The 24,629-nt window shown below is 55.7% G+C and carries 14 protein-coding genes; 3 read left to right on the top strand and 11 right to left on the bottom strand.

Annotated features, from left to right (window positions below):
• Window positions 1–20: 20 nt before the first annotated feature.
• Window positions 21–287: a hypothetical protein gene (locus ACN0WW_RS16205; protein WP_417613973.1), complete on the bottom strand. Its 267-nt coding sequence runs from the start codon at window positions 285–287 to the stop codon at window positions 21–23.
• A 209-nt stretch (window positions 288–496) separates the two neighbouring features.
• On the opposite strand from ACN0WW_RS16205, the gene ACN0WW_RS16200 reads away from it, so the two are divergent.
• Window positions 497–1,927: an amidohydrolase gene (locus ACN0WW_RS16200; protein WP_417613971.1), complete on the top strand. Its 1,431-nt coding sequence runs from the start codon at window positions 497–499 to the stop codon at window positions 1,925–1,927.
• A gap of 543 nt (window positions 1,928–2,470) precedes the next feature.
• Here ACN0WW_RS16200 and ACN0WW_RS16195 read toward each other — a convergent pair.
• From ACN0WW_RS16195 to ACN0WW_RS16180, 4 genes are all read right to left on the bottom strand, one after another.
• Window positions 2,471–4,696 carry a putative bifunctional diguanylate cyclase/phosphodiesterase gene (locus ACN0WW_RS16195; protein WP_417613969.1) on the bottom strand — a complete coding sequence of 742 codons (2,226 nt, stop codon included), beginning with the start codon at window positions 4,694–4,696 and terminating at the stop codon, window positions 2,471–2,473.
• 290 nt (window positions 4,697–4,986) lie between these two features.
• On the bottom strand, window positions 4,987–6,078 hold the full coding sequence (locus tag ACN0WW_RS16190; RefSeq protein WP_417613967.1) for a sensor histidine kinase: 1,092 nt from the start codon (window positions 6,076–6,078) through the stop codon (window positions 4,987–4,989).
• Between the two features lie 63 nt (window positions 6,079–6,141).
• Window positions 6,142–9,339 carry an amidohydrolase family protein gene (locus tag ACN0WW_RS16185; protein WP_417613965.1) on the bottom strand — a complete coding sequence of 1,066 codons (3,198 nt, stop codon included), beginning with the start codon at window positions 9,337–9,339 and terminating at the stop codon, window positions 6,142–6,144.
• A gap of 83 nt (window positions 9,340–9,422) precedes the next feature.
• A complete protein-coding gene (locus tag ACN0WW_RS16180; RefSeq protein ID WP_417613963.1) occupies window positions 9,423–10,373 on the bottom strand; it encodes an XdhC family protein in 951 nt (316 codons plus the stop codon).
• Window positions 10,374–10,676: 303 nt separating this feature from the next.
• On the opposite strand from ACN0WW_RS16180, the gene gltB reads away from it, so the two are divergent.
• Both gltB and ACN0WW_RS16170 read left to right on the top strand, forming a co-directional pair.
• Window positions 10,677–15,329, top strand: coding sequence for a glutamate synthase large subunit (gene gltB, locus ACN0WW_RS16175; protein ID WP_417613961.1), 4,653 nt, complete (start codon window positions 10,677–10,679; stop codon window positions 15,327–15,329).
• A gap of 21 nt (window positions 15,330–15,350) precedes the next feature.
• Window positions 15,351–16,787 carry a glutamate synthase subunit beta gene (locus tag ACN0WW_RS16170; RefSeq protein ID WP_417613959.1) on the top strand — a complete coding sequence of 479 codons (1,437 nt, stop codon included), beginning with the start codon at window positions 15,351–15,353 and terminating at the stop codon, window positions 16,785–16,787.
• Window positions 16,788–16,951: 164 nt separating this feature from the next.
• On the opposite strand, the gene ACN0WW_RS16165 is transcribed toward ACN0WW_RS16170, so the two are convergent.
• The 6 genes from ACN0WW_RS16165 to ACN0WW_RS16140 form a co-directional block, all read right to left on the bottom strand.
• Window positions 16,952–17,983, bottom strand: coding sequence for a FecR family protein (locus ACN0WW_RS16165; RefSeq protein WP_417613957.1), 1,032 nt, complete (start codon window positions 17,981–17,983; stop codon window positions 16,952–16,954).
• 13 nt (window positions 17,984–17,996) lie between these two features.
• Window positions 17,997–18,431, bottom strand: a complete 435-nt coding sequence (locus ACN0WW_RS16160) for a hypothetical protein (RefSeq protein WP_417613955.1) — start codon at window positions 18,429–18,431, stop codon at window positions 17,997–17,999.
• A gap of 85 nt (window positions 18,432–18,516) precedes the next feature.
• Window positions 18,517–20,760: a CHASE2 domain-containing protein gene (locus tag ACN0WW_RS16155; protein ID WP_417613953.1), complete on the bottom strand. Its 2,244-nt coding sequence runs from the start codon at window positions 20,758–20,760 to the stop codon at window positions 18,517–18,519.
• A 130-nt stretch (window positions 20,761–20,890) separates the two neighbouring features.
• Window positions 20,891–21,421 carry a hypothetical protein gene (locus ACN0WW_RS16150; RefSeq protein WP_417613951.1) on the bottom strand — a complete coding sequence of 177 codons (531 nt, stop codon included), beginning with the start codon at window positions 21,419–21,421 and terminating at the stop codon, window positions 20,891–20,893.
• Window positions 21,422–21,471: 50 nt separating this feature from the next.
• Window positions 21,472–22,269 (bottom strand): hypothetical protein, encoded by a 798-nt coding sequence (locus ACN0WW_RS16145; RefSeq protein ID WP_417613949.1) that lies wholly within the window; start codon window positions 22,267–22,269, stop codon window positions 21,472–21,474.
• A 78-nt stretch (window positions 22,270–22,347) separates the two neighbouring features.
• Window positions 22,348–24,252, bottom strand: coding sequence for an alpha/beta fold hydrolase (locus ACN0WW_RS16140; RefSeq protein WP_417613947.1), 1,905 nt, complete (start codon window positions 24,250–24,252; stop codon window positions 22,348–22,350).
• Window positions 24,253–24,629 lie beyond the last annotated feature (377 nt).

The following is a 24,629-nucleotide window of genomic DNA, read 5'->3' as shown; positions in this document are numbered from 1 at the left end:
CCTGAGGCTTTTTAAAGCGCTTAGTCGAGGCGACGGATTTCCGTCTTGGTCAGCGTGGTGACCAGCTTGCCATCATCGTTCGACAGTGTCGAAGCTTCGATCCGCCGTACTTTGCCTTTGTAAATGACCAGAACATCACCGGTATCGGTAACCCGGTTTACCTTGGCTACGCTGGAGCCTGTTGCGTCGTACAGCCGATCATTGCGCTCTACTTCAGCAGCGGAAGCGGCAGAAGCGGTGAAGGACAGTGCAGTGGCTGCAATAATGAGGGAGGAAAGTTTACGCATGGTTTAACTCCATTTGGTTTCATGTTTGTCCCTTGACTATGACCCACCGAAATTAAGTTGCAATTTGAAATGCTGCACCTGCGAATAGCATTTTTGCAACTGGCTTTCGCTCAGCACAACTGGCGTCGGGGTCAGAAGACGGTTGCTCGCCCCCCCGGTTCGTGCAATCTTCGATGCAACGAACAAACTAGAAAATGATGAGGCCCCTTATGATCCGTTTCTCCCTGATTTTGGCCCTTGCGACGGTTCCAGCAGCCGCTCAGGCCCAGCAAACCGACACTATGGCGGACATATCGGCTCTGATCGATTCCCGGGCCGACGAAACGGCCAAAACTGCCCGTCAGTTGTGGGAATGGGCGGAAGTTGGCTATCAGGAGCAGAAATCCAGCGATTTGCTCAAGCAAATACTGAAATCGAACGGCTTCAAGATTACCTCCGGCGTCGCTGGCATCCCAACCGCTTTTACTGCCGAATTTGGTAGGGGTGGTCCGGTTATCGCTATCCTGGCGGAATATGACGCCCTGCCCGGGATCAACCAGGACGCCGTCGCTACCCGGTCGCCTATCGATGGCAAGACAGCCGCCCATGCGTGCGGCCACAATCTGTTCGGTGCCGGATCGGTAGAGGCGGCAATCGCCGTCAGCAAATGGCTGGAGAAGACCGGAACGCCCGGTCGAATCCGGCTTTATGGCACGCCGGCCGAAGAAGGGGGTAGCGGCAAGGTCTATATGGTTCGCGCAGGCCTGTTTAACGATGTCGATATCGCCCTGCACTGGCACGCTGATGACGAAAACTCGGCCGCCGCCCGCACCACCCTCGCCAACCGCTCGGCGAAGTTCCGGTTCCGCGGCGTATCCGCTCATGCCGCTGGCGCACCGGAAAAGGCGCGCTCGGCGCTCGACGGGGTCGAGGCGTTTGACATGATGGTCAACATGATGCGCGAGCATGTGCCGCAGCAGACACGGATTCATTATGTCATCACCGAAGGCGGCACCGCACCGAATGTGGTGCCGGATTTTGCCGAGGTCTTCTATTATGTCCGTCACCCCGATCCGGACCAGGTCGATGCGATCTGGACGCGGCTGGAAGAAGCGGCGCGCGGTGCTGCGATGGGCACAGGCACCAAGGTCGACTGGGAAGTGATCCACGGCAACAACCCGTTGCTGGTCAACGAGCCGCTGGCGAAAATGATGGACGCCAAATTGCGGCAGGTCGGAGGGATCAGCTATACGCCCGAAGAACAGAAGTTTGCCGAAAAAATCTACGCCACGTTCGACAAGCCTGATCACAAGCTGGGCAGTCAGCGAGAAGTGCAGCCCTATGATGTGACGCTCGGTTATGGCTCGACCGATGTCGGCGATGTCTCCTACGCTACGCCGACCGTGGGCCTGCGCACCGCGACCTGGGTCCCGGGTACTTCGGCCCATAGTTGGCAATCGTCGGCAGCGAGCGGCATGTCGATCGGCTTCAAGGGCGTGCAGGTTGCCGCCAAGACGCTGACACTCGCAGCGATTGAGCTGTACACCAATCCTGAATTGCGCGCCGAAGCCAAGGCTGACTTCGACAAGGCGCGGGGACCGGATTATCAGTATAAATCGCTGCTGGGTGATCGCGATCCGCCGCTGGATTACCGCAAATAAAAGGGTCACCGGAGAAGCTATCATAGGCATAGCTTAAGTCATCGGGGCCATTGTAGGACAGCCTGTTTCGAGGAGCAGTCAGACAAGCACGGGGCTTCGATGACCGGTTCATTTTTTGGACTCGGACGAAGGCGTAAAGCGATTGCGCCGCCTGTTTAGAGCGCTCTTGGCTTTGTGCGAGCCTGACCCTTTTTGCGGGTTGCCACGAACTTTACAGAAGCGACTGCTTTTATTTTCCGTGACCTTTGCCCGAAAGCAACAGATTTCCGGCATTTTTTGGATACCAATATAGTGCCTAGTGTAACCTTTCAAATCGCCACTTGAGCCCGGGCGTCGGATTAATACAGACGCACGGCAGGATATCCCGCTTATCCAGATTGTCAAAGAGCCTGCCCCGCGCTTGGCGTTGGAACGGTCAAAAATATAGCTGATTGGGGTCGCTGTAGGAAAGCGTCTTCAAGAAGACGGTGCGAACGTTATTTTGAACGACACCGGAACACATGCAGCCAAAAGTAGTACGGGCGCTACCATTGTGGCATCCGCTCAGGCCGCTTCGACCCGTTTGACGATTGCCGCATGTTTGCCGAACCGCAATGATTTGGTGTCTGACGCATTTGCAACCTTTCCGATAAGAAAGCCTTGGCCGAAATCGCAACCCATCTGCGTCAAGAGCCTTCGCTGTTCTTCCGTTTCAATGCCTTCCGCCACAATCGCGATCTTGAGGTTCTTCGCCATCGCTATCAACGCCTGGACAATCAGTCTGGTCTGATGCTCGGAGCAAATCGACTGGATAAAGCTGCCATCGATCTTCACGATTTCGATGGGGAAATCCCGAAGATGGGACAAGGACGAAAAGCCGGTGCCGAAATCGTCCAGGGCTATTCTTATACCAGCCGCCTGGAGACGATTGAGGACATTCTGAACCGTGGTGGTATCATTTACCATGAGCATGGTCTCGGTGACTTCAAGCGTAACATTTCGCGGCGCGATGTTGGCATCTGCCAACGATTTCAACATTTTTGGCGCAAAGTCTCGGCTGAGCAAATCAGCCTCGGTGGCGTTGATACTGATATATTTTAACGTTGGTTGCGCAGTCCGCAAATCAGCAAGGTCCTGACACAGAAACCCGAGCATCCGATCGCTGATTTCTCTCGACAGAATCGGGTCCTGAATTGCTGGCATCACCTGATTTGCAGTCAGATTGGCTCCCTTCCGCGTTTTGAGCCTCATCAGAGCTTCCAATCCGACGATGCGATTACTGGAAATCTCGACGATCGGCTGATATCCAGCGTAGATCCTGTTCTCGTTGAGAGCGCTGCGCACCGTCATCATTGCTTCATGGCGTATGTGATTGGACAGGTCCAACGTGGGCTCATAGCTGTGGACACAGCCAGGCTCTCTTTCCTTGCCATTATACAACGCCAGATCCGCCCGGCGGATCAACTCTTTACCACTTGAAAAATCATCCGTTTTTGCCATGCCGCATGTCGCATTGATGTTCATCTTGCGACCGCAAATTTCGATGTCAGCTCCCAGCTTTTCGAGTATGGTCTCGCCGATTTCTGTTGCTTCCATCGCCGAGGCGCCAAGCGGCGCGATTATAGCGAATTCATCACCGCCCCATCGAGCGGCGATCGCCTCGGGAGGAATCGACGCAGAAATTCGAGCACTGAGCTCTTCCAAAACTTCATCGCCAGCTTGATGCCCGAACGTGTCATTTATATCCTTGAACCCATCCAGATCCATCAGAAGAACAATAAGGTCTTCACCCCATCGATGGTGATTGTCGAGTTTTTCGGCCAGCAGCCGGTCAAACGTCCGACGATTGTAGAGGTTGGTCAGGCTATCGTAATCCGCAGACCGCTGGAGCGCTATCCGTGCAAGATGAGATTCCGAAATATCCTTGAGCACACCGACAATGCGACTGGAACCCGGCTGAGCCGCCTCAACAAATTCGCCCATTCCCCGAATTCGTTTGAAAAGCCCGTCTTCAGATTTCAGATTCACTTCATAGGTGAAAGATCCACCCCGTTTCGAAGCATTGGCGACGGCTTCCCTGACGACGGGTTGATCTTCTTCGGCATAATAGCTGACGGCTTGGTCGATATTCAATCGTGTTTCCGGAGAAAGCCCGAATATTGCATAGGCTTGATCGGACATCACAAACTCTCGCGTTACAACATCGACTTCCCAAGAGCCAATATTGGCTATTTTCTCGGTTTGCGCCAGGAGCCGATTGGACTTCCGCAGCGCTACCGCTGTTTCTTCCAGATATGTATTGAGACTAGCGGTTTGAACGACGTTGACGTGACAACGCAAAAGATCTTCTACGACCGATGCGAAACGCGATAGTTTCGCAAGACCCTCGACCGAAAAGTGTCCCGGCCGAGGATCAATAACGCACAAGCTCCCGATGATAGCACCATCAGAATTTTGCAGCGACCGTCCCATATATGACCGCATCCGGGGGCTGGCCGTAACAAAGGGATTGTTCGCGAAACGCTCGTCCTCCAAAGCGTTCGCGACCAGCAGGCTTCCGCCGCACGCAATCGTATGATCGCAAAAAGAATATTCGCGCGGCGTCTCACGAATATCCACGCCCGTTGACGAAAGAAACCATTGCCGTTCGTCGTCGAGCAGCGATATGAGCGCAACCGGACAATCAAAAATTTCAGCGCAGAGGTCGGTCACGCGATCAAACATGTCTTGCGGATCGGTGTCGAGTATCCGCATGTTGTAAAGCGATGCCAGCCGATTTTTTTCATTCATAACCGGGGGCGTCGTCGGGCAATCTTGCGATCGAATTCCATTCATTTTACCATACCCCTAGTTGCGGATTTCCGCGTATTTTTCGGGAATAGGCCCCCGGAGATAACAATATGTTAACCGGTAGAAGAGTTGCGAAAGCAGTATGCGTCAGACTGGAGATCTGATCGACCACCTATTCGGTCAAAAAATACTGGAGGCAGAAGATTGAACGTCTTTGCTCAAGGCGGCGATGATCGCATCGGCCGACGCATCGGGCCAGATACTCCACTCGCGGGCGTTCCTGAGAAAACTCAGGGCAGGTCCTGCAGAGTTGCCACATATCGGGTGCCCTCACTGCTCGTTTGGCAGTGAAAGTCGGCCTTGGCGGTGGTCGCAAAGGCGTCGAGGAAAACCCGGCCCTGAGCGCCTTCTCTGACATCTTCCGGTAGGCCTATGCCGTTATCCTCTATCGAAACAACCGCCTGCGTTTGATCTGCGGTCAACGAAATCGCTATAAGGCCCGAATCCTGCCCCTTGAACGCATGTTTCACGGCGTTGGTCACAATTTCATTAATCAGTAACCCGATGCCCGACGCCCGGTCTCGCGCCAGCTTGCAGGGCATGACGCTGATCGTCAGCTCAATACCCTGTTCCAGAGCCAGAGCGTCGCTGATCGCCCCGCACAGACGTTCAATAAACTCGTCAAATTGTACGACGGCAATATTGTCTACGCCGTAATGCAGGTTTTCATAGGCTTTTGAGAGACTGAGCACACGACCAGCAGCTTTTTCCAGCGCCTGTTTGGCATCTTCGTTGCCGGTCTCATTCTGCTGAAGCCGCAGCAGGCTGGTCAGGATGGCAAGATTATTTTTGACCCGATGATCAACCTCGCGCAGCAACATTTCCCGTTCGGAGATCCGCTCCTCACGCTCATGCAGCAAATCCCGAAAGTTGCGGCGAGCCAGTTCGGCCAAAATGATCAGCAGCAGCCCGGTTATCACATTCACGATCGTGCGCGGACCATCGGAACTGGTGGCAAACGCAAAGCTGCCCTGAAAAGGCATCACCTGATACCAAGTGAAGAGCGACGACAGCACCAGCACAATCAGCCCGGCGTTGAAACGCCCCACCAAGGTGGCGATCAGTATCGCGGGTACATTGATTGCATAAGGCGCTGCGCCGGGATAGACCGTGTCGACCAGAAACCGCGTCAGCAAGGCAAGCAACGTGCCCGCTACACCCACCAGTAGCTGGATCACCCAGTCCGGAATTCCGGGTGTCAGATCGATCGCATCCAGCTGGGTAATTCTTTGCATCGAGCCAGAATAATGACAATGGTAACTACCGGCAAATTGAATCTGTGGTGAAGCAGGATTGCGGCCGTCGTTCGGTGCTCCCGGCAAGTTGCGGTCCCTTTTGCAGCGGAACTACTACTTGCCGGTCAGGCATCAGGGAGCCACGCCGCCTCACTCCCACCAATAGGCGGCCCGCTTCCTGTCCCCCGTCACCACTTCGTTCATCGTCAGCGGGTCGTACATCCGGCCGTTTATCATTACCCGGCTGATCTTGTCGCTGTTCCGGATATCTGCGCTTGGATCCGCGTCGAGAACCAGCAGATCGGCGAGCTTACCGACTTCAAGGGAGCCGATTTCGCTGTCCATGCCCAGTGATCTTGCCGGTTCAATCGTACCCGCCGCCAGCGCCTCGACCGGGCTCATGCCGCCGCGAACAAAGGACCAGAGTTCCCAATGACTGCCAATGCCGGCTTGCTGACCATGGGCGCCAATCGAAACCTTGACACCAGCGTCGGCGAGTTTTTTTGCTTCGCGGGCATTGTCGTCATCAACAAAGCTGCTTTCCGGCGCCTTGGTCCGGCGGACGGTATCTGCCGCCAGGATTTTCGGCGGCGTGTGGACCATCAACGGGTTTTCCCAGACATTGGTCGCCTGACGCCAATAGGGATCGCCAGCCAGTCCGCCGTAGCTGACCACGAGCGTTGGCGTGTAATTGGTGTCCGACTGCCCAAACATCTGCACAACGTCGTCGTAGAAAATCTCCAGCGGGATATTATGTTCCAGCGTCGAATTGCCGTCGGCAACCAGCGCCATGTCCATGCCGAACAGGGAGCCTCCCTCAGCGACCACCAGCATATTTTCCTGGCGGGCGGCCTCAACCACCTGTTGTCGCTGTTCGCGGCGAGGCTGGTTGTAGTTCTTGACGCTATGACCGCCCTGTGCCTTCAGCCGCCGGACGTGGGCAAGCGCGTCGTCGAGGTTGTTGATCTCCGCATAGACATTAGCCGCTTTCGCGCCATAGACGATCTCGCCGGTCGAGAAGATGCGCGGGCCGAGGATCATGCCGGCGCGCTGCATCTCGCTAGCGACAAAAATTTCGCTGGCGCGGCTGGAAGGATCGTGGATGGTGGTCGTGCCAAGCGCGAGATTTTGCAGCAGCGACCAGTTTTGTTGCGGCACCAGTTCATCCGTGCCCTGAGGCCCGTGAGCATGGGCATCGATCAGGCCGGGCATGATGGTCTTGCCAGTGACATCGAGGGTTGTAGCGCCAGCTGGAATATTGACTGCGCTGCGCGGGCCAACGGCTTCAATGCGGTTGTTCTGGATGACGATCACCCCGTCATCAATGATCCCGCCCTGATCGTCAGCCATGGTCAGTATCCGCGCGCCAGTCAGGACTACGGTGCCAGAAGGTTTCTCGGCTGCAATCGTCCGTTCCAGCGAGACACCCCTGGTCGGTGGCTGATATTTCGGTGCATCCTTTGCGGCTGGCGCATTGGGAAAGAGCGCATTGGTCGACGCGGTGAAGACCGTCGGCCCGATACTCCAGTGCAGTTTCTGGCCGCCATCGGACCAGTTCATATAATCCGCACCATTGGCGCTGACACGGGTTACCGGCAGCGATTTGCTGTTCGGACTGACCTCGACCGCCTGCGTGCCCGGCATCAATGGCATGACATAGGCTTCATAGCTTTGGCGGAAAGCGACGTTCAAGCCATCCGGCGACACGATATAATCGTTGGTCAGGTCGCCCTTGGCGTGAGTGCGCTTGGCTTCGCCGTTGATATCGGTGCTGATGAGGACGCGCTGATCCCCTTCCTGGTCAAGCATGAAGATGCGGTCGCTGGAGGCACCATATTGTGGTTCGGCAGCCCCCTTCATGACGCGGACGGGCGTGCCGCCAGCAGCTGCAACCCGGTAAACGCCCTCTTCAACCGACCAATTGGGAGACGTCATATAGCCGCCGCCCGTCATCTCGAAGACGATGGTCTGGCCATCGGGAGAAAAGCGCGGGCGGGCATAATGGCCGGGGCGGCTGGTGACGGTCCGCGGGGAACCACCCCGCGCGCCAATGGTTTTGATCTCACCCAGCCCGGCGTCGGTCCAGCCGACATAGACGATCGAGCGGCCATCGCGCGACCAGGACGGAAACAGCTCGAGTTCCGAACCGCTGGTAAGACGTTTGGCCGCACCACCGGACATTGGCTTGGTATAGAGTTTGCCGAGGCTTTCAAAAACGACGGTTCGGCCGTCGGGCGAGACTGCCGCAAAGCGCGGCATCTTTGTGGTGAAGCTGTCCAGCGCGACAGGAATTTTCGGATGCGGAGCATTGGACACGCCGCGCGTGTCGCTGATCCGGAACGGGATTACCGAAGAGGTGCTGCCATCGGCGGCCACGCGGCGGATCTTGCCGCCCGCCCAGAACACAATTTCGCTGCTGTCAGGAGTCCAGTCCATATTCGGATAGACGCCGGTGACGGCCCAGGTCTCCTGCACGTCCTGATCCAGGTCATCATAGACTTTGCGTTCGATGCCCGATTCCAGATCCTTCACATAGAGTTTGGATTGGCCCATCTCGCGGCGGACGAAGGCAATCTTCTTGCCATCGGGCGAAGGGTTCGGGCGAACCGAGCCGCCCAGACCGGATACTGCGGTGCTGATTTCACCGGTTTCCAGATCATATTTCTCGATGTTGAACAGGTCGCTGTAGCTATCCTGCGCATAGATGAAAGTGCCGCCGGGCGTGATATTCTTGGTATAATAGATCGACTTGCCATCGGGTGCATAGATGGGCTCGCCGAGTTCCTTCTGATGCTTCTCACTGGGTTTCTTGACGAGTTGCACCCCGCCGCCGCCGGAGACATGATAAACCCATATTTCGCCCGTGCCGAGCGAACGCGTTGTGGTAAAATGTTTCTTGGCCACGACATAGCGGCCGTCGGGGCTCCAGCTTGGCTGATTGAGCAAGCGGAATTCTTCCTTGGTGACCTGCCTTTTGTCGCTGCCGTCTTGGTTCATGATCCAGATATTGTCTCCGCCGCCGCGATCAGACGTGAACGCGATGCGCTTGCCATCGGGAGAAAAGCGGGGCTGTACTTCCCAAGCCAGGCCTTCTGCAATCCGGGTCGGTGTGCCCCCCGACATCGGCATGGTATAGATGTCACCGAGCAAGGCAAAGGCGATGCTGCCGCCATCTGGGCTGACATCGACATCGATCCAGCTGCCTTCGTCGACATTGATCGGAACTTGATTGATCGTGGCACCAGCAGGCGCGTTGACGTCCCATTTGTCCTTTTCAGACGTATCCTGTGCCAGTGCTGCTCCTGAAAAAAGCAATGCTGCGATAACCGATGCCAGACTATATTTCATGATGCTCCCCGATATTAAGCTTCGTTGATTTCCGCCTTCTATTCCAGCTTTCCACCCGAAAGAACAGCAAACAGTTTCCCCATTCAGACCTTGGAGCCGAAGTGCCGGTGATAGGTTTCGACCACCTGTGCCAGTGTCGACAAGGCCAGCGTGGCCGGGTCCCGGGATGATGGAATCAGGCCAATCGGCGCCACCATCCGACGACGCGCTTCTTCAGAAACACCGATATCGGCCAGATAGGTTTGCCTGAGCGCATGCGTTTTACGGCTGCCCATGGCCCCGACATAGAAAGCGGGAGACAACAAGGCCTGCTTCATCAGCGCCGCCTCCCAGTCATGGTCATGAAAATAGAAAATGCAGGCGGTCCATGGATCGGGGTCGAGCAGCGCCGTTGCTTGCGGCGTTTTCAGCAGATCGGCAGAACTCGACAGATTCTCGACCGCTGATATCACCTCCGGGTCGGGGGAAAATACGGCACAATCAATGCCGTAGCTGTCAGCCAGCCGGACCAGGCTTTCGACCGATGGCCCATGCCCCAATATATTGAGCTTGGCCGCAGGAATATGGTGGACCATGATCCGGGACCCGATGCGCTCCACGGAGCTTGCGGGCCTCTGTTGGGTCTCGCAGCCGATAGCGCGATCCTCGCAGTCGAGACAGATCGTCAATGGCTCCCTCTTTTGGATCCGATCGTTGATATCGGTCACCGCTGCGCTGTCGATGATCGGCGTGAACAGCAGATCGATGCCGCCGCCGCATGGCAAGCGAATATCAAGATAAGGCGAACCAGCACCAAATCTTGTTTCCCGTGGTCGGCCATCTCTGATCACATCCAGCGCTTCCGCAATCACGGCAGTCTCTACACATCCGCCGGAAAATGAGCCGATCGAGGAACCATCCTCTGCCACGGCCATATGGGCGCCCGGATTGCTGGTCGAGGCGCCGGTGACAGCGGTCAATGTCACCAAGGCGATTTTCTGCCCCGCTTCGGCCGTGGCGCAGATAAACTGAAAGATTGGCAGAATATTGTTCAAACGTGATAGCCCTGTCGCGTAGCGGAATGGTTTTGACAGAAAAGTCCATGCCGCAAAGAGCTAAATGGGGCAATGTCCATGGTAGCGAACCCGTGATTGGGCCATCCGGGACATCGTCTGAGGATAGATATTACATTGAAAAGATTGTGAATTTACGCAAAATCAGGCCGGGCCTGCTGTCGCGCAAAGCTATGCGCATAATCTTTCTTTTCCAACCTGAACAAATCTTGTCTTCAAAATACGCCAAAACCCATCTAGGAGCACTTAAATTACAAACATCTTATCGAAATATGAGGACGGAATATGAGTTTCCCGCCACGGCAAGGCCTGTATGATTCAAACAACGAACATGACGCATGTGGCGTCGGCTTTGTCGCGAATATCAAAGGCGAGAAATCAAATCTCACCGTCAAACGCGGCCTCGAAATTCTGGTCAATATCGATCACCGCGGTGCGGTTGGCGCCGATCCGCTTTTGGGAGATGGTGCCGGGATATTATTGCAGATTCCCGACGGATTATTGCGGGATTGGGCTGATTCCGAAGCACTGACACTGCCGCCGGTCGGCGACTATGCGGTCGCGATGTGCTTCCTCCCATCGAATTCCGCAGAAGCGGAATATGCAACGGCCCATTTTGAGCGAGTCATCGCCAAAGAGGGGCAAGACATGATCGGCTGGCGCGATGTGCCGATTGATACCGTCGGCATCGGCAAAGCCGTGCTCGCGCAGATGCCACTGATTCGGCAGGCAATCATCGGAAAGGGAGAGAATCTTGCCGATCAGGATGCCTTTGAACGCAAAATTCTGGCGATCCGCAAGCAAGTGCATAACCCGCTCGAAGGAATCGCCGAGAAAAAGGACATGCCCGGCCTTTTAGAATTCTACATGCCATCCTTTTCGACCCGCACCATCGTCTATAAAGGGCTGCTACTCGCCGACCAGGTGGGATCCTTCTACAAGGACCTAGACAACCCGCTGACCACATCGGCGGTGGCGATGGTCCATCAGCGTTTCTCGACCAATACCTTCCCGTCCTGGAAATTGGCCCACCCCTATCGCTACATCGCTCATAACGGCGAGATCAACACGGTGCGCGGCAACGTGAACTGGATGAATGCCCGCCGCCGGACGATGGAATCCGATCTGCTTGGCGCTGACCTCGACAAGATGTGGCCGCTGATTCCGCATGGCCAATCCGACACCGCCTGCCTCGACAACGCATTGGAACTGCTGGTTGCCGGGGGCTATTCCCTGCCGCACGCCGTGATGATGCTGATCCCCGAAGCGTGGGCTGGCGATCCGTTGATGGATGCCGACAGACGAGCGTTTTACGAATATCACGCAGCATTGATGGAGCCATGGGATGGCCCCGCAGCCGTTGCCTTTACAGATGGCCGGCAAGTCGGTGCAACGCTGGACCGAAATGGCCTGCGCCCTGCACGCTTCTGCGTAACCGACGACGGCCATGTCATCATGGCGTCGGAATCAGGCGTGCTGCCAGTCAAGGAAGACAATATCGTCCGCAAGTGGCGGTTGCAGCCCGGCAAAATGCTGCTCATCGACATGGAGCAGGGCCGGATCATTGAAGACGAAGAGATCAAAGCCGATCTCGCCAAGGCAAAACCCTATGCGAAATGGCTGGAATCGACGCAATATAATCTGAAGGACCTTGATCTTGAAGATCTGGACGATGTTGCTGCGCCCGATATGAACAAGGAGGACAATCTGGCATCGCTGCTGGATCGTCAGCAAGCCTTTGGCTTCACGCAAGAAGATGTCGCCAAGTTCCTTGAGCCGATGGCCATTGACGGTCAGGATCCGATTGGTTCCATGGGTACCGATACGCCAATCGCGGTGCTGTCCGGACGGCCCCGCCTGCTCTATGATTATTTCAAGCAGAATTTCGCTCAGGTCACCAATCCGCCGATCGATCCGATCCGCGAAGAACTGGTTATGTCTCTGGTGTCGATGATTGGGCCGCGGCCCAATCTGCTCGGCCAGGACGCCGGAACGCACAAACGGCTCGAAGTTGATCAGCCCGTTTTGTCCAACACCGATCTTTTGAAAATTCGCTCGGTCGAGGACGCCCTCGACGGAGCGTTCCGCACCGAAACCATCGACATCACCTGGGCTGCCGAAAGCGGCGCCGATGGCCTGAAAATGGCAATCAAGGAAATGTGCTGGGCAGCGACCGAAGCCGTGCTTGCTGACCGCAATATTCTTATCCTTTCGGACCGGGCAAAAGGGGCAGACCGCATTGCAATGCCGTCGCTGCTGGCAACTGCCGCCGTTCACCATCATCTGGTACGGCAGGGCTTGCGGATGCAGACCGGTCTGGTGGTCGAAACCGGCGAAGCACGCGAAGTCCACCATTTCTGCGTACTGGCAGGCTATGGCGCAGAGGCAGTAAATCCGTATCTGGCGTTTGAAACGCTGGAGGAAATCCGGGTCCGCCGCGAACTGCCGCTGACCAAGCAGCAGGTTGAGCAAAATTATATCAAAGCTATCGGCAAGGGCATTTTGAAGGTCATGTCGAAAATGGGCATATCGACCTATCAAAGCTATTGCGGCGCACAGATTTTTGACGCCGTTGGTCTGTCGAGCGACTTTATCGATCAATATTTTACCGGAACGGCGACGATGATCGAAGGCGCTGGCCTCGACGAGATCGCCAAGGAGACAGTGGACCGTCATACGGAAGCCTATGGCAATAATCCGATCTATCGGAACATGCTCGATGCCGGCGGTATATATGGCTACCGGTTGCGCGGTGAAGAACATGCATGGACGCCTGCCAATGTTGCGAATCTGCAGCATGCAGTGCGCGGCAATGACCCGAAAAATTATGCGGAATTTGCCCAGTCGATCAACGAGCAGAGCGAACGCCTGCTAACCATTCGCGGGTTGATGGAGCTGACCAAGGCGAACGAGCCACTCGACATCGACGAGGTTGAACCAGCATCCGAGATCGTGAAGCGTTTTGCCACTGGCGCGATGAGCTTTGGTTCGATCAGCCGGGAAGCGCATACCACGCTGGCTATCGCGATGAACCGGATTGGCGGAAAGTCGAATACCGGCGAAGGCGGAGAAGAGCCGGATCGATTTGTCACGATGCCCAATGGCGATTCCATGCGTTCGGCGATCAAGCAGGTTGCCAGTGGCCGCTTCGGCGTAACCGCCGAATATCTGGTCAACGCTGATGATATCCAGATCAAGATGGCGCAAGGCGCCAAGCCGGGTGAAGGTGGTCAGTTACCCGGTAGCAAAGTCGACAAGAATATCGGCAAGGTGCGTCACTCGACGCCTGGCGTCGGCCTGATTTCACCGCCGCCGCATCATGACATCTATTCGATTGAGGATCTCGCCCAGCTGATCCACGATCTGAAGAATGTGAATACCGGCGCGCGCGTATCCGTGAAGCTGGTCTCGGAAGTGGGCGTCGGCACGGTTGCCGCGGGCGTATCCAAAGCACGCGCCGATCATCTGACCATTTCCGGCTACGACGGCGGGACCGGAGCCTCTCCCCTCACCTCGCTCACCCATGCCGGTTCGCCCTGGGAAATCGGTCTGGCCGAAACGCAGCAAACCTTGCTGCTAAACGGGCTGCGCTCGCGGATATCGGTGCAGGTCGATGGCGGTCTGCGAACCGGACGCGATGTGGCTATCGGTGCGCTCCTGGGGGCTGATGAATTCGGCTTTGCAACAGCGCCGCTGATCGCAGCAGGTTGCATCATGATGCGCAAATGCCATCTCAACACCTGCCCCGTCGGTGTTGCGACCCAAAATCCGGAACTGCGCAAGAAATTCACCGGACAACCGGAATATGTCATCAACTATTTCTTCTTTGTTGCCGAAGAGCTGCGCCAGATCATGGCGGAAATGGGTTTCCGGACCGTCGAAGAAATGGTCGGTCGCGTAGACCGTATCAATATGAACAGGGCGCTGCGTCATTGGAAAGCGGAAGGCGTAGACCTCTCCCGCTTGCTGCACAATGTCGTCCTGCCCGAGGGTGAGACCCTGCATCAGACAAAGGTGCAGGATCATGGCCTTGATGTGGCGCTGGACCGCGAGTTGATCGTCGCCGCAGCGCCGGCCCTCGATAAGGGAGAAACCGTCAAGATTGAGCGGAAGGTGAAAAACGTCAACCGCACAGTCGGCGCGATGCTGTCCGGTGAAGTTGCCAAAACCTATGGCCATGCCGGCCTGCCCTCCAACACCATCCAGCTGGTTTTTGAAGGCGTTGCCGGTCAGAGCTTTGGCGCGTTTCTGGCACATGGGGTTACCGCTGAATTGACCGGCGATGCTAATGACTATGTCGGCAAGGGTCTTTCAGGAGGCCGGGTGGTTGTCCGGCAGCCCGCTCATGTCGACCGCAATCCGACCGAGAATATCATCGTCGGCAATACCGTCTTATATGGAGCGGTTGCCGGTGAGGCCTATTTCAACGGCGTTGCTGGTGAGCGCTTTGCGGTGCGCAATAGCGGCGCGGTTGCAGTGGTCGAAGGCACCGGTGATCATGGCTGCGAGTATATGACCGGCGGCGTGGTGACTGTGCTCGGCAAGACAGGGCGCAACTTCGCCGCTGGCATGTCGGGCGGCGTCGCATATGTATATGACGAGGATGGTCTGTTCCGTCAGCGCTGCAACATGGCAATGGTCGATGTAGAGACGATCAGCACGGAAGAGGCCGACAGTGAAGGCAGCGTGATGCCGCAGCAATTGCCGGTGGATGTCCACGACTATGGCATGGGCGACATGCTCTATCATGACGCAGCGCGGCTGCGGATATTGCTGGAACGCCACAAGCTTTATACCGGCAGCAAAAGAGCGACCGAGATTCTCGACAATTGGGATGAGGCGCTGGGCCGGTTCGTCAAGGTCATGCCCCGTGACTATGCCGCCGCGCTGAAACAGCTGGAAGCGGAACGTCTTGAGACGATCGAAGCTGCAGAATAATCGAAGATATTGGAGTAGACCGTGGGTAAAGTAACAGGCTTTCTGGAGATTGATCGCAAAGAAGCGACCTATGCCGATCCGGAAGAACGACTGACGCACTATAAAGAATTCACCGTTCCGCTGCCGGAGTCCGAGCTCAAGGACCAGGCGGCGCGTTGCATGGACTGCGGGATCCCCTATTGCCACAATGGCTGCCCGGTGAACAATATCATCCCGGACTGGAACAATCTGGTTTACGAGGGCGACTGGAAAAGTGCGCTGGAGACATTGCATTCGACCAACAACTTTCCCGAATTCACGGGCCGGATCTGCCCTGCTCCGTGCGAAGCGAGCTGCACGTTGAACATCGATGACGCGCCGGTGACGATCAAAGCCATCGAATGCGCTATTGTCGATCGTGGCTGGGAAGAGGGCTGGATCACGCCGCAGATTTCAGAAAAGAAAACCGGCAAGTCGGTGGCCGTCGTCGGCTCGGGTCCAGCGGGCTTGGCCTGCGCACAGCAGTTGGCGCGCGCCGGACATAATGTCACCCTGTTCGAAAAAAATGACCGGATGGGCGGGCTGCTCCGCTACGGTATTCCCGACTTCAAGATGGAAAAACATCTGATCAACCGGCGGCTGGTGCAGATGGAGGCCGAAGGCGTCGAATTCCGCACCAGTACCGAAGTTGGCGTAACCGTATCGATGGAATCGCTGCAGGAAAACTTCGACGCCATAGTGATGTCTGGCGGCGCAGAAAAGCCGCGGACGCTTGATATTCCCGGATATGAAATGTCCGGCGTTCGTCTGGCAATGGAATTTCTCACCCAACAGAACAAACGCAACGCCGGCGACGACGAAATGCGCGCCGCCCCGCGCGGTACGATCAGCGCGACGGGCAAGCATGTGATCGTCATTGGCGGCGGCGACACCGGATCGGACTGTGTCGGCACTTCCAATCGTCAGGGTGCCGCTTCGGTAACCCAGATTGAAATCATGCCCAAGCCGCCTGAGAAAGAGGACAAGACATTCACATGGCCGGACTGGCCTTTGAAGCTCCGCACCTCCTCCAGCCATCTCGAAGGCTGCGAGCGCGACTGGGCGATACTGACCAAGCGCGTGGTCGGCACCAATGGCAATGTCGAGGGGCTGGAATGCGTCCGCCTGGAATGGGTGGACGGTCAGATGCAGGAAATTCCGGGCAGCGAGTTCACACTCAAGGCCGACCTGATCCTCCTCGCCATGGGTTTCGTTGGGCCACGCAAGATGGGCCTCGTCGATCAATCGGAAGTCGAACTCGACGCGCGCGGCAATGTCGCTGCCAATGTCATCGACTACAGCACCAGCAAGCCCGGAGTCTTTGCCTGCGGCGATATGCGCCGCGGCCAGAGCCTGGTCGTCTGGGCGATCCGCGAAGGCCGGCAATGCGCCCGCGCCGTGGATCTCGCGCTGATGGGGCGGAGCCTGCTGCCGCGCTGATCAATCGTTTGCGGCGCGAAGCCGATACGACCAGCTGAACGACGATCGTGTAGCCGGCAGGATGACTGTCGCCCGCTTGTGACGCTTGTCTCCCAACAAGCGTCACAGCTGAGGCTTCGTTGTGATCATGACCAGCCTGTAATCAAACCAGCCGGATGATCGAATCAGGGGCTAATTGGCGTATCGTCTCCACCCGTGCCAACCGCAACAGCCACTGCCACGGCAGCAGCAAGCGCGCCAGCCAATGTACCTGCTCCGATTCCGGTAGCAGAACCGGCTCCTGTGGCCCCTGCCCCGGAACCGGCATTGACCCCGGAGCTCCCGGTTGAAGGGCTGGTGGTCGTACTTCCGGTCGAAGAGCTGCTGGCAGTACTTCCGGTTGAAGAGCCGGTAGTCGTGCTTCCGCTATTGGTAGCATTCTGGCTCAATTCCTGCTGATTCGAGGATTGCTGGATGGAAGGAGTGCCGACGGTCGGCGTTGTTCTGAGCATATTGTCGAACCCGCTATAGGCGGTGTTCGACAACTGAAACGGTGCCGATGGTACTGCCCCCAAAAAAGGTACGAAGACCGCCATTCCCGGTTGCGTGATCGTCACGGTTTTGCCCGCAGCCGTCACGTCAATAATTCCACTTTTTTCGCCGAGTTGAGCCTTCGGCCCAGGCCCCCGCAACACAATAAGCGAAGCGGTTTGCGGATCGACCTTGCTGCCCATAGCGAGGCCGGGCTGCAATTTACCCAAGGCAATTGCATCTTCACCAACGGCCAGTTCCACCATAGTTCCCCTGATGCCGATTGAAGCGGCAGGCGTGTTGATGCTGTTCCTGCCACCGCGAGCGGCCTTGCCAGACAGAAAACGCAAGGTTCCCTTCGCCACAGCGGTGCCAACGGAGCTGGATTTCGTCTTTGGATCATAAACGAACCGATTGACGGTTAACCGCGCATTGGGGCCTACGGTTAACGAGGACCGGTCAAGCAAGGTAATCTGAAGTTTACTGGCGGCTCCAGTAGTCACAACATTGCGCATCTGGACTTTCTGTCTGATGCGCGCCTGTTTTGCAGCCGCGCCCGCTGTTTGCTGAAGCTTGACACTGTTCCGGACGGCAGAGTTGAGTCCAACGGTCTGGGCCGTCGACGGGGAAGCGATCATTGCGACGCTCACCAGTGTAGCCACATTCATATTGCGAAATTTTCTCATTTTAATCGCTCCTTCACTGGTTTTTCGTCTGGGGCATGTCGGATGGTTCCATCTGACACGCTGCCTGCAAGCGATCCGCCATTTGCTGAGCAAGCGCTTCGGCTTCGATTTTTGCCACTTCGAACCGGCCCGCCTGCAAGTCATCCAGCCGGCACAAGGTCAGCGCATATTCCGCGCGCACGCCCATCGCTTCAGGATCGGCTATCAGATACCGCTCGAGCGTGGTTGCGGCACCCGACAGGTCTTTGTTCGCAATCTGTCTGGCGGATAATTGCAAGGCGCTGTCTTTGCTTGACGATTCCACGATCTCGGTATCAAGAAGCACAAGTTCGGCCTCAACGTCCGGACTGTCCAGCTGTTCGGACGACTCTTCTACCGCTTGTGCTGCCAGGCTACTGGACATCAGCAACAGGCCGGGCAGAATGGTAGCGGCAACATAGCACCTCACCTCTCTGCCTTTCAAATTCGTCTTTCCTACCCTCATATTCATGTCCCCTTCTGTTTCACTATTTCTTACATTCCAAATTGGCCTGCTACTTGTTGGTCGCCTCAAAAACGCCGTCCCATTCTTCACCGGGATCATTCGTTTGAAACGCCGCGATACGCTCAGCATAAATCTGATAGGTTTTGCTCAACCGATAGCCCGCAGCGCCAGGGCTGTTTTCACCGTGCAAAGCCAACGCTGCACTCCAGTCTCGGTTTTTATAGGCTTGCAGCATTTCGGCATGCGTCTTCGAAAACTGTTGGAAGTCAGCGTCCGCAGCCAAGTCCTCTTCTCCCAGCAGCACATAGAGACTTTCCGGCATCTGCCGTCCGACGACCCGAACCCTGTCGAGTTCCAGCGTAGCGAACCCGGGCAGCGCATCATTGAGGCTGCTGCCAATGGCGATCTCGACACCAAAATATTTGGTCATGCCCTCGATCCGCGAAGCAAGATTGACCGTGTCACCGATCAGAGAATAGGACAGCCGTTGCTCGGACCCCATATTGCCGACACAGCATGGCCCGCAATTCAGGCCGATCCCGATGCTCACTTGGCCTGGCCATGGCTCCTCTTTCTGCTGGGGCATCTCGACATTCAATTCGGCCAAACGGCGAGACATGGCCAATGCGCTCCGCGCGGCATTTTCGTGTTGATCCGGGTCGTCCAGAGGCGCATTCCAGAATGCCAGAATCGCATCGCCTATATATTTGTCGATCGTCGCCCTGCGATCGATCAATATATTGGTCATCGGCGTGAGAAAGGCGATCAGAAAGCGGATGATTTCATTTGGCGACAACTTTTCGGATAAGGCAGTAAAGCTGCGGATATCGCAGAACAACACGGTCATTTCTCGCTCTTCGCCGCCAAGCTCAAGTTGACCCGGATCATCGGCGATTCTCCGTACCAGCTCGGGTGCCAGATAACGGTCAAACGCCCCATGAATATGCGCACGCTGCCGCTCTTCGCGATAAAAGACCGCGATTGTCACCAGCAAATAGGCGACAACCAAGGCAATGGCCGGCCAGGTCGGGTTGAGCAGATAATGATATTCGCTAAACGCAAACCAGCTTCCACCAAACATCGCGGCCACGATGGTGCCACCCAATATGGCACCCCAAGCAGCACCCAAGGACGGCAGCGCCAGGATCAGGCCAATTCCGAGCACCAATATCAGGGCCCGTTCGAGGCCGACCGCCCAGTCCGGCCGGTAGAGAAACTTCTCGAGGATCATCTGTTCGGCCGCCTGCGCATGGATCATCACCCCCAATTCGCGGTCATTCAGGGGTGTGGAACGCAAGTCGCGAAGGCCGATGGCGCTGGTGCCGACAAAGACAATCTGGCCTTCAAACAGGTCTTGCAACTCGGCCTCACTGGTCTCTCCCGATAATAGCTTCCAGGCAGGGATGATGCGCTCCGGCGCGGCTTTCGTATAATGCATCCACATTTCGCCAGCGCCATTGGTCGGCACCTCGGTGCCGGCGATTCGGACACTCACCACATCCCCAGGTTCTCCACCCTCCCGACTGCCGTCAGTAGTATTGACGATCACAGAATCTGCGCCAAGCGCAACACGCATCGCGTCGAGCGAGAGCGATGGTAGCACCCGATCATTCTGGATCGCAATCAATGGCGCCCGGCGAATAACCGAATCGGGATCGGGAGCTATGGAGAGCGAGCCGTTACCGATAGCGGGTGCCATCAGCTTCTCCAATGGCATGATCGCATTGGTATAATGCGGCGCGGATGTCGGTAAAGAACCAGAAACAATTAAACCCGCCTTCGGCTCAGCCTGATGCTGGGTCGGTCCATTGGTCAGAAAAAAACCGGTCACGCTATTGGTCGCGCCAAAGATCCGGGCGAGCTGGTCATCATTATCGGGCAGTGCATTCAAGATCTTCGCCGCTCCAGGATCGCTTTCGGCAAACCGTTTGGCCAGTTCGTGCGGCGACGTCCGGTCCGTCTCGGAAAACACAACGTCGAAAGCGATTGCCGCAGCGCCAGCGCGGCCCAATGCCAGCGTCAGCCGCGCAATATCGGTTCGCGGCCAAGGCCATTGGCCCTGACGCGCTATCGTCTCGTCATCAATATCCAATATCCGGACGGCTGCATCCTCATAGGGGCGAGGCGACAGCCGCTGATAATTATCAAAGACCATCAGGGACAAACGATCAATCGTGGGAGTGATTACGGGAACATTCGCCGCTTGCAGATACGCGATGCCGAAAATGACTATCAGACCGGTGAGTACGGCCCAACTACTCCGGCGCCACCATTTCTTCAATTTCGGTATCATGCTCAATTCCCGCGAAAGGATGATGCCGTTTGGAGGGTCGAACGCCTGATAGCAATGGTAATTGCCAAATTTCCAATCTGGAGCAAGGCACTAGACTGCCATCGGCTCCAAATATCGTATCGCCAGACATTCACTTTGCATAAACACAAATCGAGTAATATTGGTTTTCCCAGCAAGCACTATCGGTTGTGGATCTTTCTGCTGTACCGACATAGGGCAAATCACCATTGGCATCCCGAACGGAAAGCCCAGCCGCGGTCTTGGTATCAAGTTCCAAGACAAAGGCGGTGATGCCATCCACAAAGGACTGCCCATTGAAACGTTTCACAGTGAAGCTTCCTCCGCCATGAGGAAGAAACTCGCAATCACCTTTATATTGGGTGTCGCCTGCTATTGACATGATTTTGCAGTCGGCAATTTTGACGCCGGGATCGGACTTTTCCGGCGAGTGCGATTTATCAGCTTCCTCGCTAACGCTGCTTTGCTTGGCTTCTGTTGGTGCCGTCTCTGGACTTTTTATCACATCAGGCGTGGCAGTGCTGGCATCGTTGGTTGCGGCTGGCTGACTGGCGATCTTGTCCGCTGCGGCTTCGTTATTTGCGTCCCCGCAAGCGGCCAACGCCAAAATTGCGATCAGACCGGAAGAGATTTTCTTCAACATATTTAGCTGTTCCCCTTTTTCCATTGGATCAATTTATCGTGCAGACACATTCACTCGACCATCACCCACCCTCCCGAACCGTCGGGCTTAACGAGCGTTAAAGAACGTGGATCAATGTCCTGATACGCATCCTGTGAGAACTGGAACCACCAGCTATAGCCTTGGAATACCCGCCAATAAGAGGCGTTGTCTTCATCAAGCCCAAACATTCCGCATGCAGTCCGCGGTTCGTCTCGTGGCGATTTTGCGGCCATTTCAGGACTGACATCGACCACCAAGGCATCGGCGGGCCAGCCAGCCACCCCTGCCGGACGCACAAAGCACTGCTCTGCTGCTGCTGGATCATCCATCGCATCACGGGTATAGAAAAGGATATTTTTATGTGGGCGACCGGGTTCTGCACTGCCTATGCGGATCAAAACCGTATCTTCCAGCGCTTCATTTGCAACAGCCGACCACGCGAGGTTGAGCTCAGCAAAATGAGCGCCGCCAGCATATCCAAGCCTAGCCTTTTTACCATCACAAGTCGCGGCGAGATAGAGCAGAACATTATCTACTATGGCCGTTTCGTTAACTGACCAGTGGCAATTGTCCGGAAGCTGCGGCGCACTGCCGCCGACAATGTTGAGATAATTTATCGCACGGCCTTCGCAAAGCCCAGTCATCGGAAGGGTCGGCCCGTCGTCCGGACAGCGGGATTGACCGCTGGAGTCATCTCCTTTCGGACCTGCGCGTAACGGCTCGGCAATTTGGACTTGATTGTCAGAGGCCTCATCAAAAGCAACGGAGCTTTCGGAGCACCCCAAGAGGGCTCCTATAAAAATCGCACTGACTAAATATTTTCGCATAGGACCTGCTCCACGGACCAGAATCCTATGCCTTGACCGCCTGAATCCGTCATACCCAATATTGGGGATAAACCGGAATTAACTGCTGCTCTTTTGGCTTTTTTTAATCGCTCTGAAGACGTAGTCCCAGTGACTATATATAAGCAGCTGCCCTGCTCCCCTCACAATTTCCACTGTCGTATCAGGAACAGTTTCCGCAAAATATTTAGATTGCGAAATATCTACAATTTGATCGAGATCGCCATGCAGAATGTGAAAAGGCGTCTCCAGAAGCTTCGCTTCTTCGCTAAAATCCAAAATGGCCAACAAGCAATCCTGGCAAAATGCCTCGACGCCCTGTTTCAGACCCTCTTCACATCCCTTGACCAGCAATTCAAGAATTTCGGGATTTTTCAAAGCTTGCATATCCGCCGCACTATTCTGACACAATGATAGCACCAGGCTTTTTGTGTGGCCCGTGTCCATAAAAGCAATGGTGGCTCGCATGATGAGCGGCAAGAGTTGCGGCATATGCTTGGCGAGGCCCAGAATGAAGCGCTGCCGTTTTGGCGTTTGGGCCGCCCATTCCTCACGCCACATAGGTGCCCTGGAAATGGCAAACAGGCTGGAAACCGACCTTGGATATAGGCGAGCAAAGCGCAAAGCGAAGACAGCCCCGATTGTCTGCCCCACAATCACGGCTTCCGGGATGCCAAGCTGGTTGAGCAGTTCTCGAATGTCTGCCGCGACATGGTCCAATAGCTGCTCAAGATCGACGTCCTTGAGATCGTCAGAGTTTCCGAAGCCAGGCCTGTACGGCGCTATTATTCGCAAGTTCATGCGGTTTGCCGCCGCAATCGCGTTTTGCGGAAGTTCCACGCCATAGGGCATGTTATGAATCATGATAACAGGAATGCCATCCGGATTCCCTTGCTCAACATAACTCATTTTCCGACCATCGGTCAGAATTATCTCGGCCGATGATTTAAACGGCGTCGCATCCTTCGGCACGCTGCCGATGGCTCTTGCTAGCTGTGAAGAAGTTGCCATACCGGCAGAAAAACCACATAAAAGACGCACTATGGCTGGGATATCACGCGAATTGGTTTTCTTTTTGATCGATTTGATCTGGGTTCTTATAGTTGCGATCGTCACATCACGTTCAGCGGCGACTTCTGGAAGCTGCTTTCCCTGCGCCAGATGGACGGCGACACTCGTTTCTGCCGACGTCAAACCATAGGCATCGCGAAAGAGACTAATCGTAGGCTGGTCAAAACCCAGATCGACGACGGTCAACAAGAATGTCTTTTCGTCGGGAGGACGGCAGTTGTTTGGGTCAAAATCAGCAACTACCGGTATCTCTCTGACCAGCAGACAGGCATTGATACTTTTCCGGGTGAACAGACAATCCGGTTCAACGAAGACCTTCTCGATGTCGCTGAATCGAAAAAACCGCCGAATATTTTGCAAGACATGTTCATCCAAATCGCAATCGATCAGAGCGATGCACTCTTTGCCCATCATGTTTTTTGCGAGGTCATTCATCGCAACAATTTTTTCGCTTTGATCAAAAATCAAAGCCGGGTTGGGTGTCGCTTCCAGCAGGATTCGCTCGCTAGACTTCCTCGCCTTCTTGCGGCCAAGCGCCAATTGAATATCATTTGCTCTCTGAAAATGTGCAATCAGATCCGGGTCTGCACCACGCTTCAGCACGTCGACACGACCAGCGGATACATCGCTGAAAATCAGTTCATCAATGAGATCAAGTGTTTCATCATATTGATTGGGGGATAAGGTTGCCGAATAGGCCGCCGATATCAGTCTTTCTCTCATTGATATACTATCCCCCGCCTGCTGACCGGCTTTCATCCAACGACAATGAAGATATCTAACGGCGGTCAGCAGCCCAATAGGGGATACCGCAGATTTGGCCGGCAACCAAATGTCTTTTTTTAAGATCCTCCGGTCTGCTCTTGAGCTGCGCGGAATTTTCAGGTTGACCATCCCGGATATTCCTCTGCCGAGATGCTCTACCGCGAGCGCAGGTCTGGCCGCAGCGAGCCTTGGATGGGGGGCATGCCGGCCCAACGCAAGAAAGCCTCACTGGTATCGCGAGGCTTGTCCTGAGAACTTGAAGCTGGGTCCCCGCTTGTGGCGGGGTGATTTGTTGGTTTTGGGGGCAGGATTTCACCGTGGGGCCGGCGGCGGGCGATGCGGGCCATTGCTCAAGAGGCAAGCCTTCAGATCATGAGATGACATGCGGGAGCTGGGTCCCCGCCTACGCGGGGACAACATTTTGCTAGGTTCGCTTTGCTCACCAAGAAAAATTGTTGGTTGCGGGAGTAGGATTTGAACCTACGACCTTCAGGTTATGAGACGGA

Source organism: Parasphingorhabdus sp. (assembly GCF_048269865.1).
Taxonomy (GTDB): domain Bacteria; phylum Pseudomonadota; class Alphaproteobacteria; order Sphingomonadales; family Sphingomonadaceae; genus Parasphingorhabdus.
The sequence above is the reverse complement of the archived record's forward strand: the minus strand, read 5'-3'. Positions and strand labels throughout refer to the sequence as shown.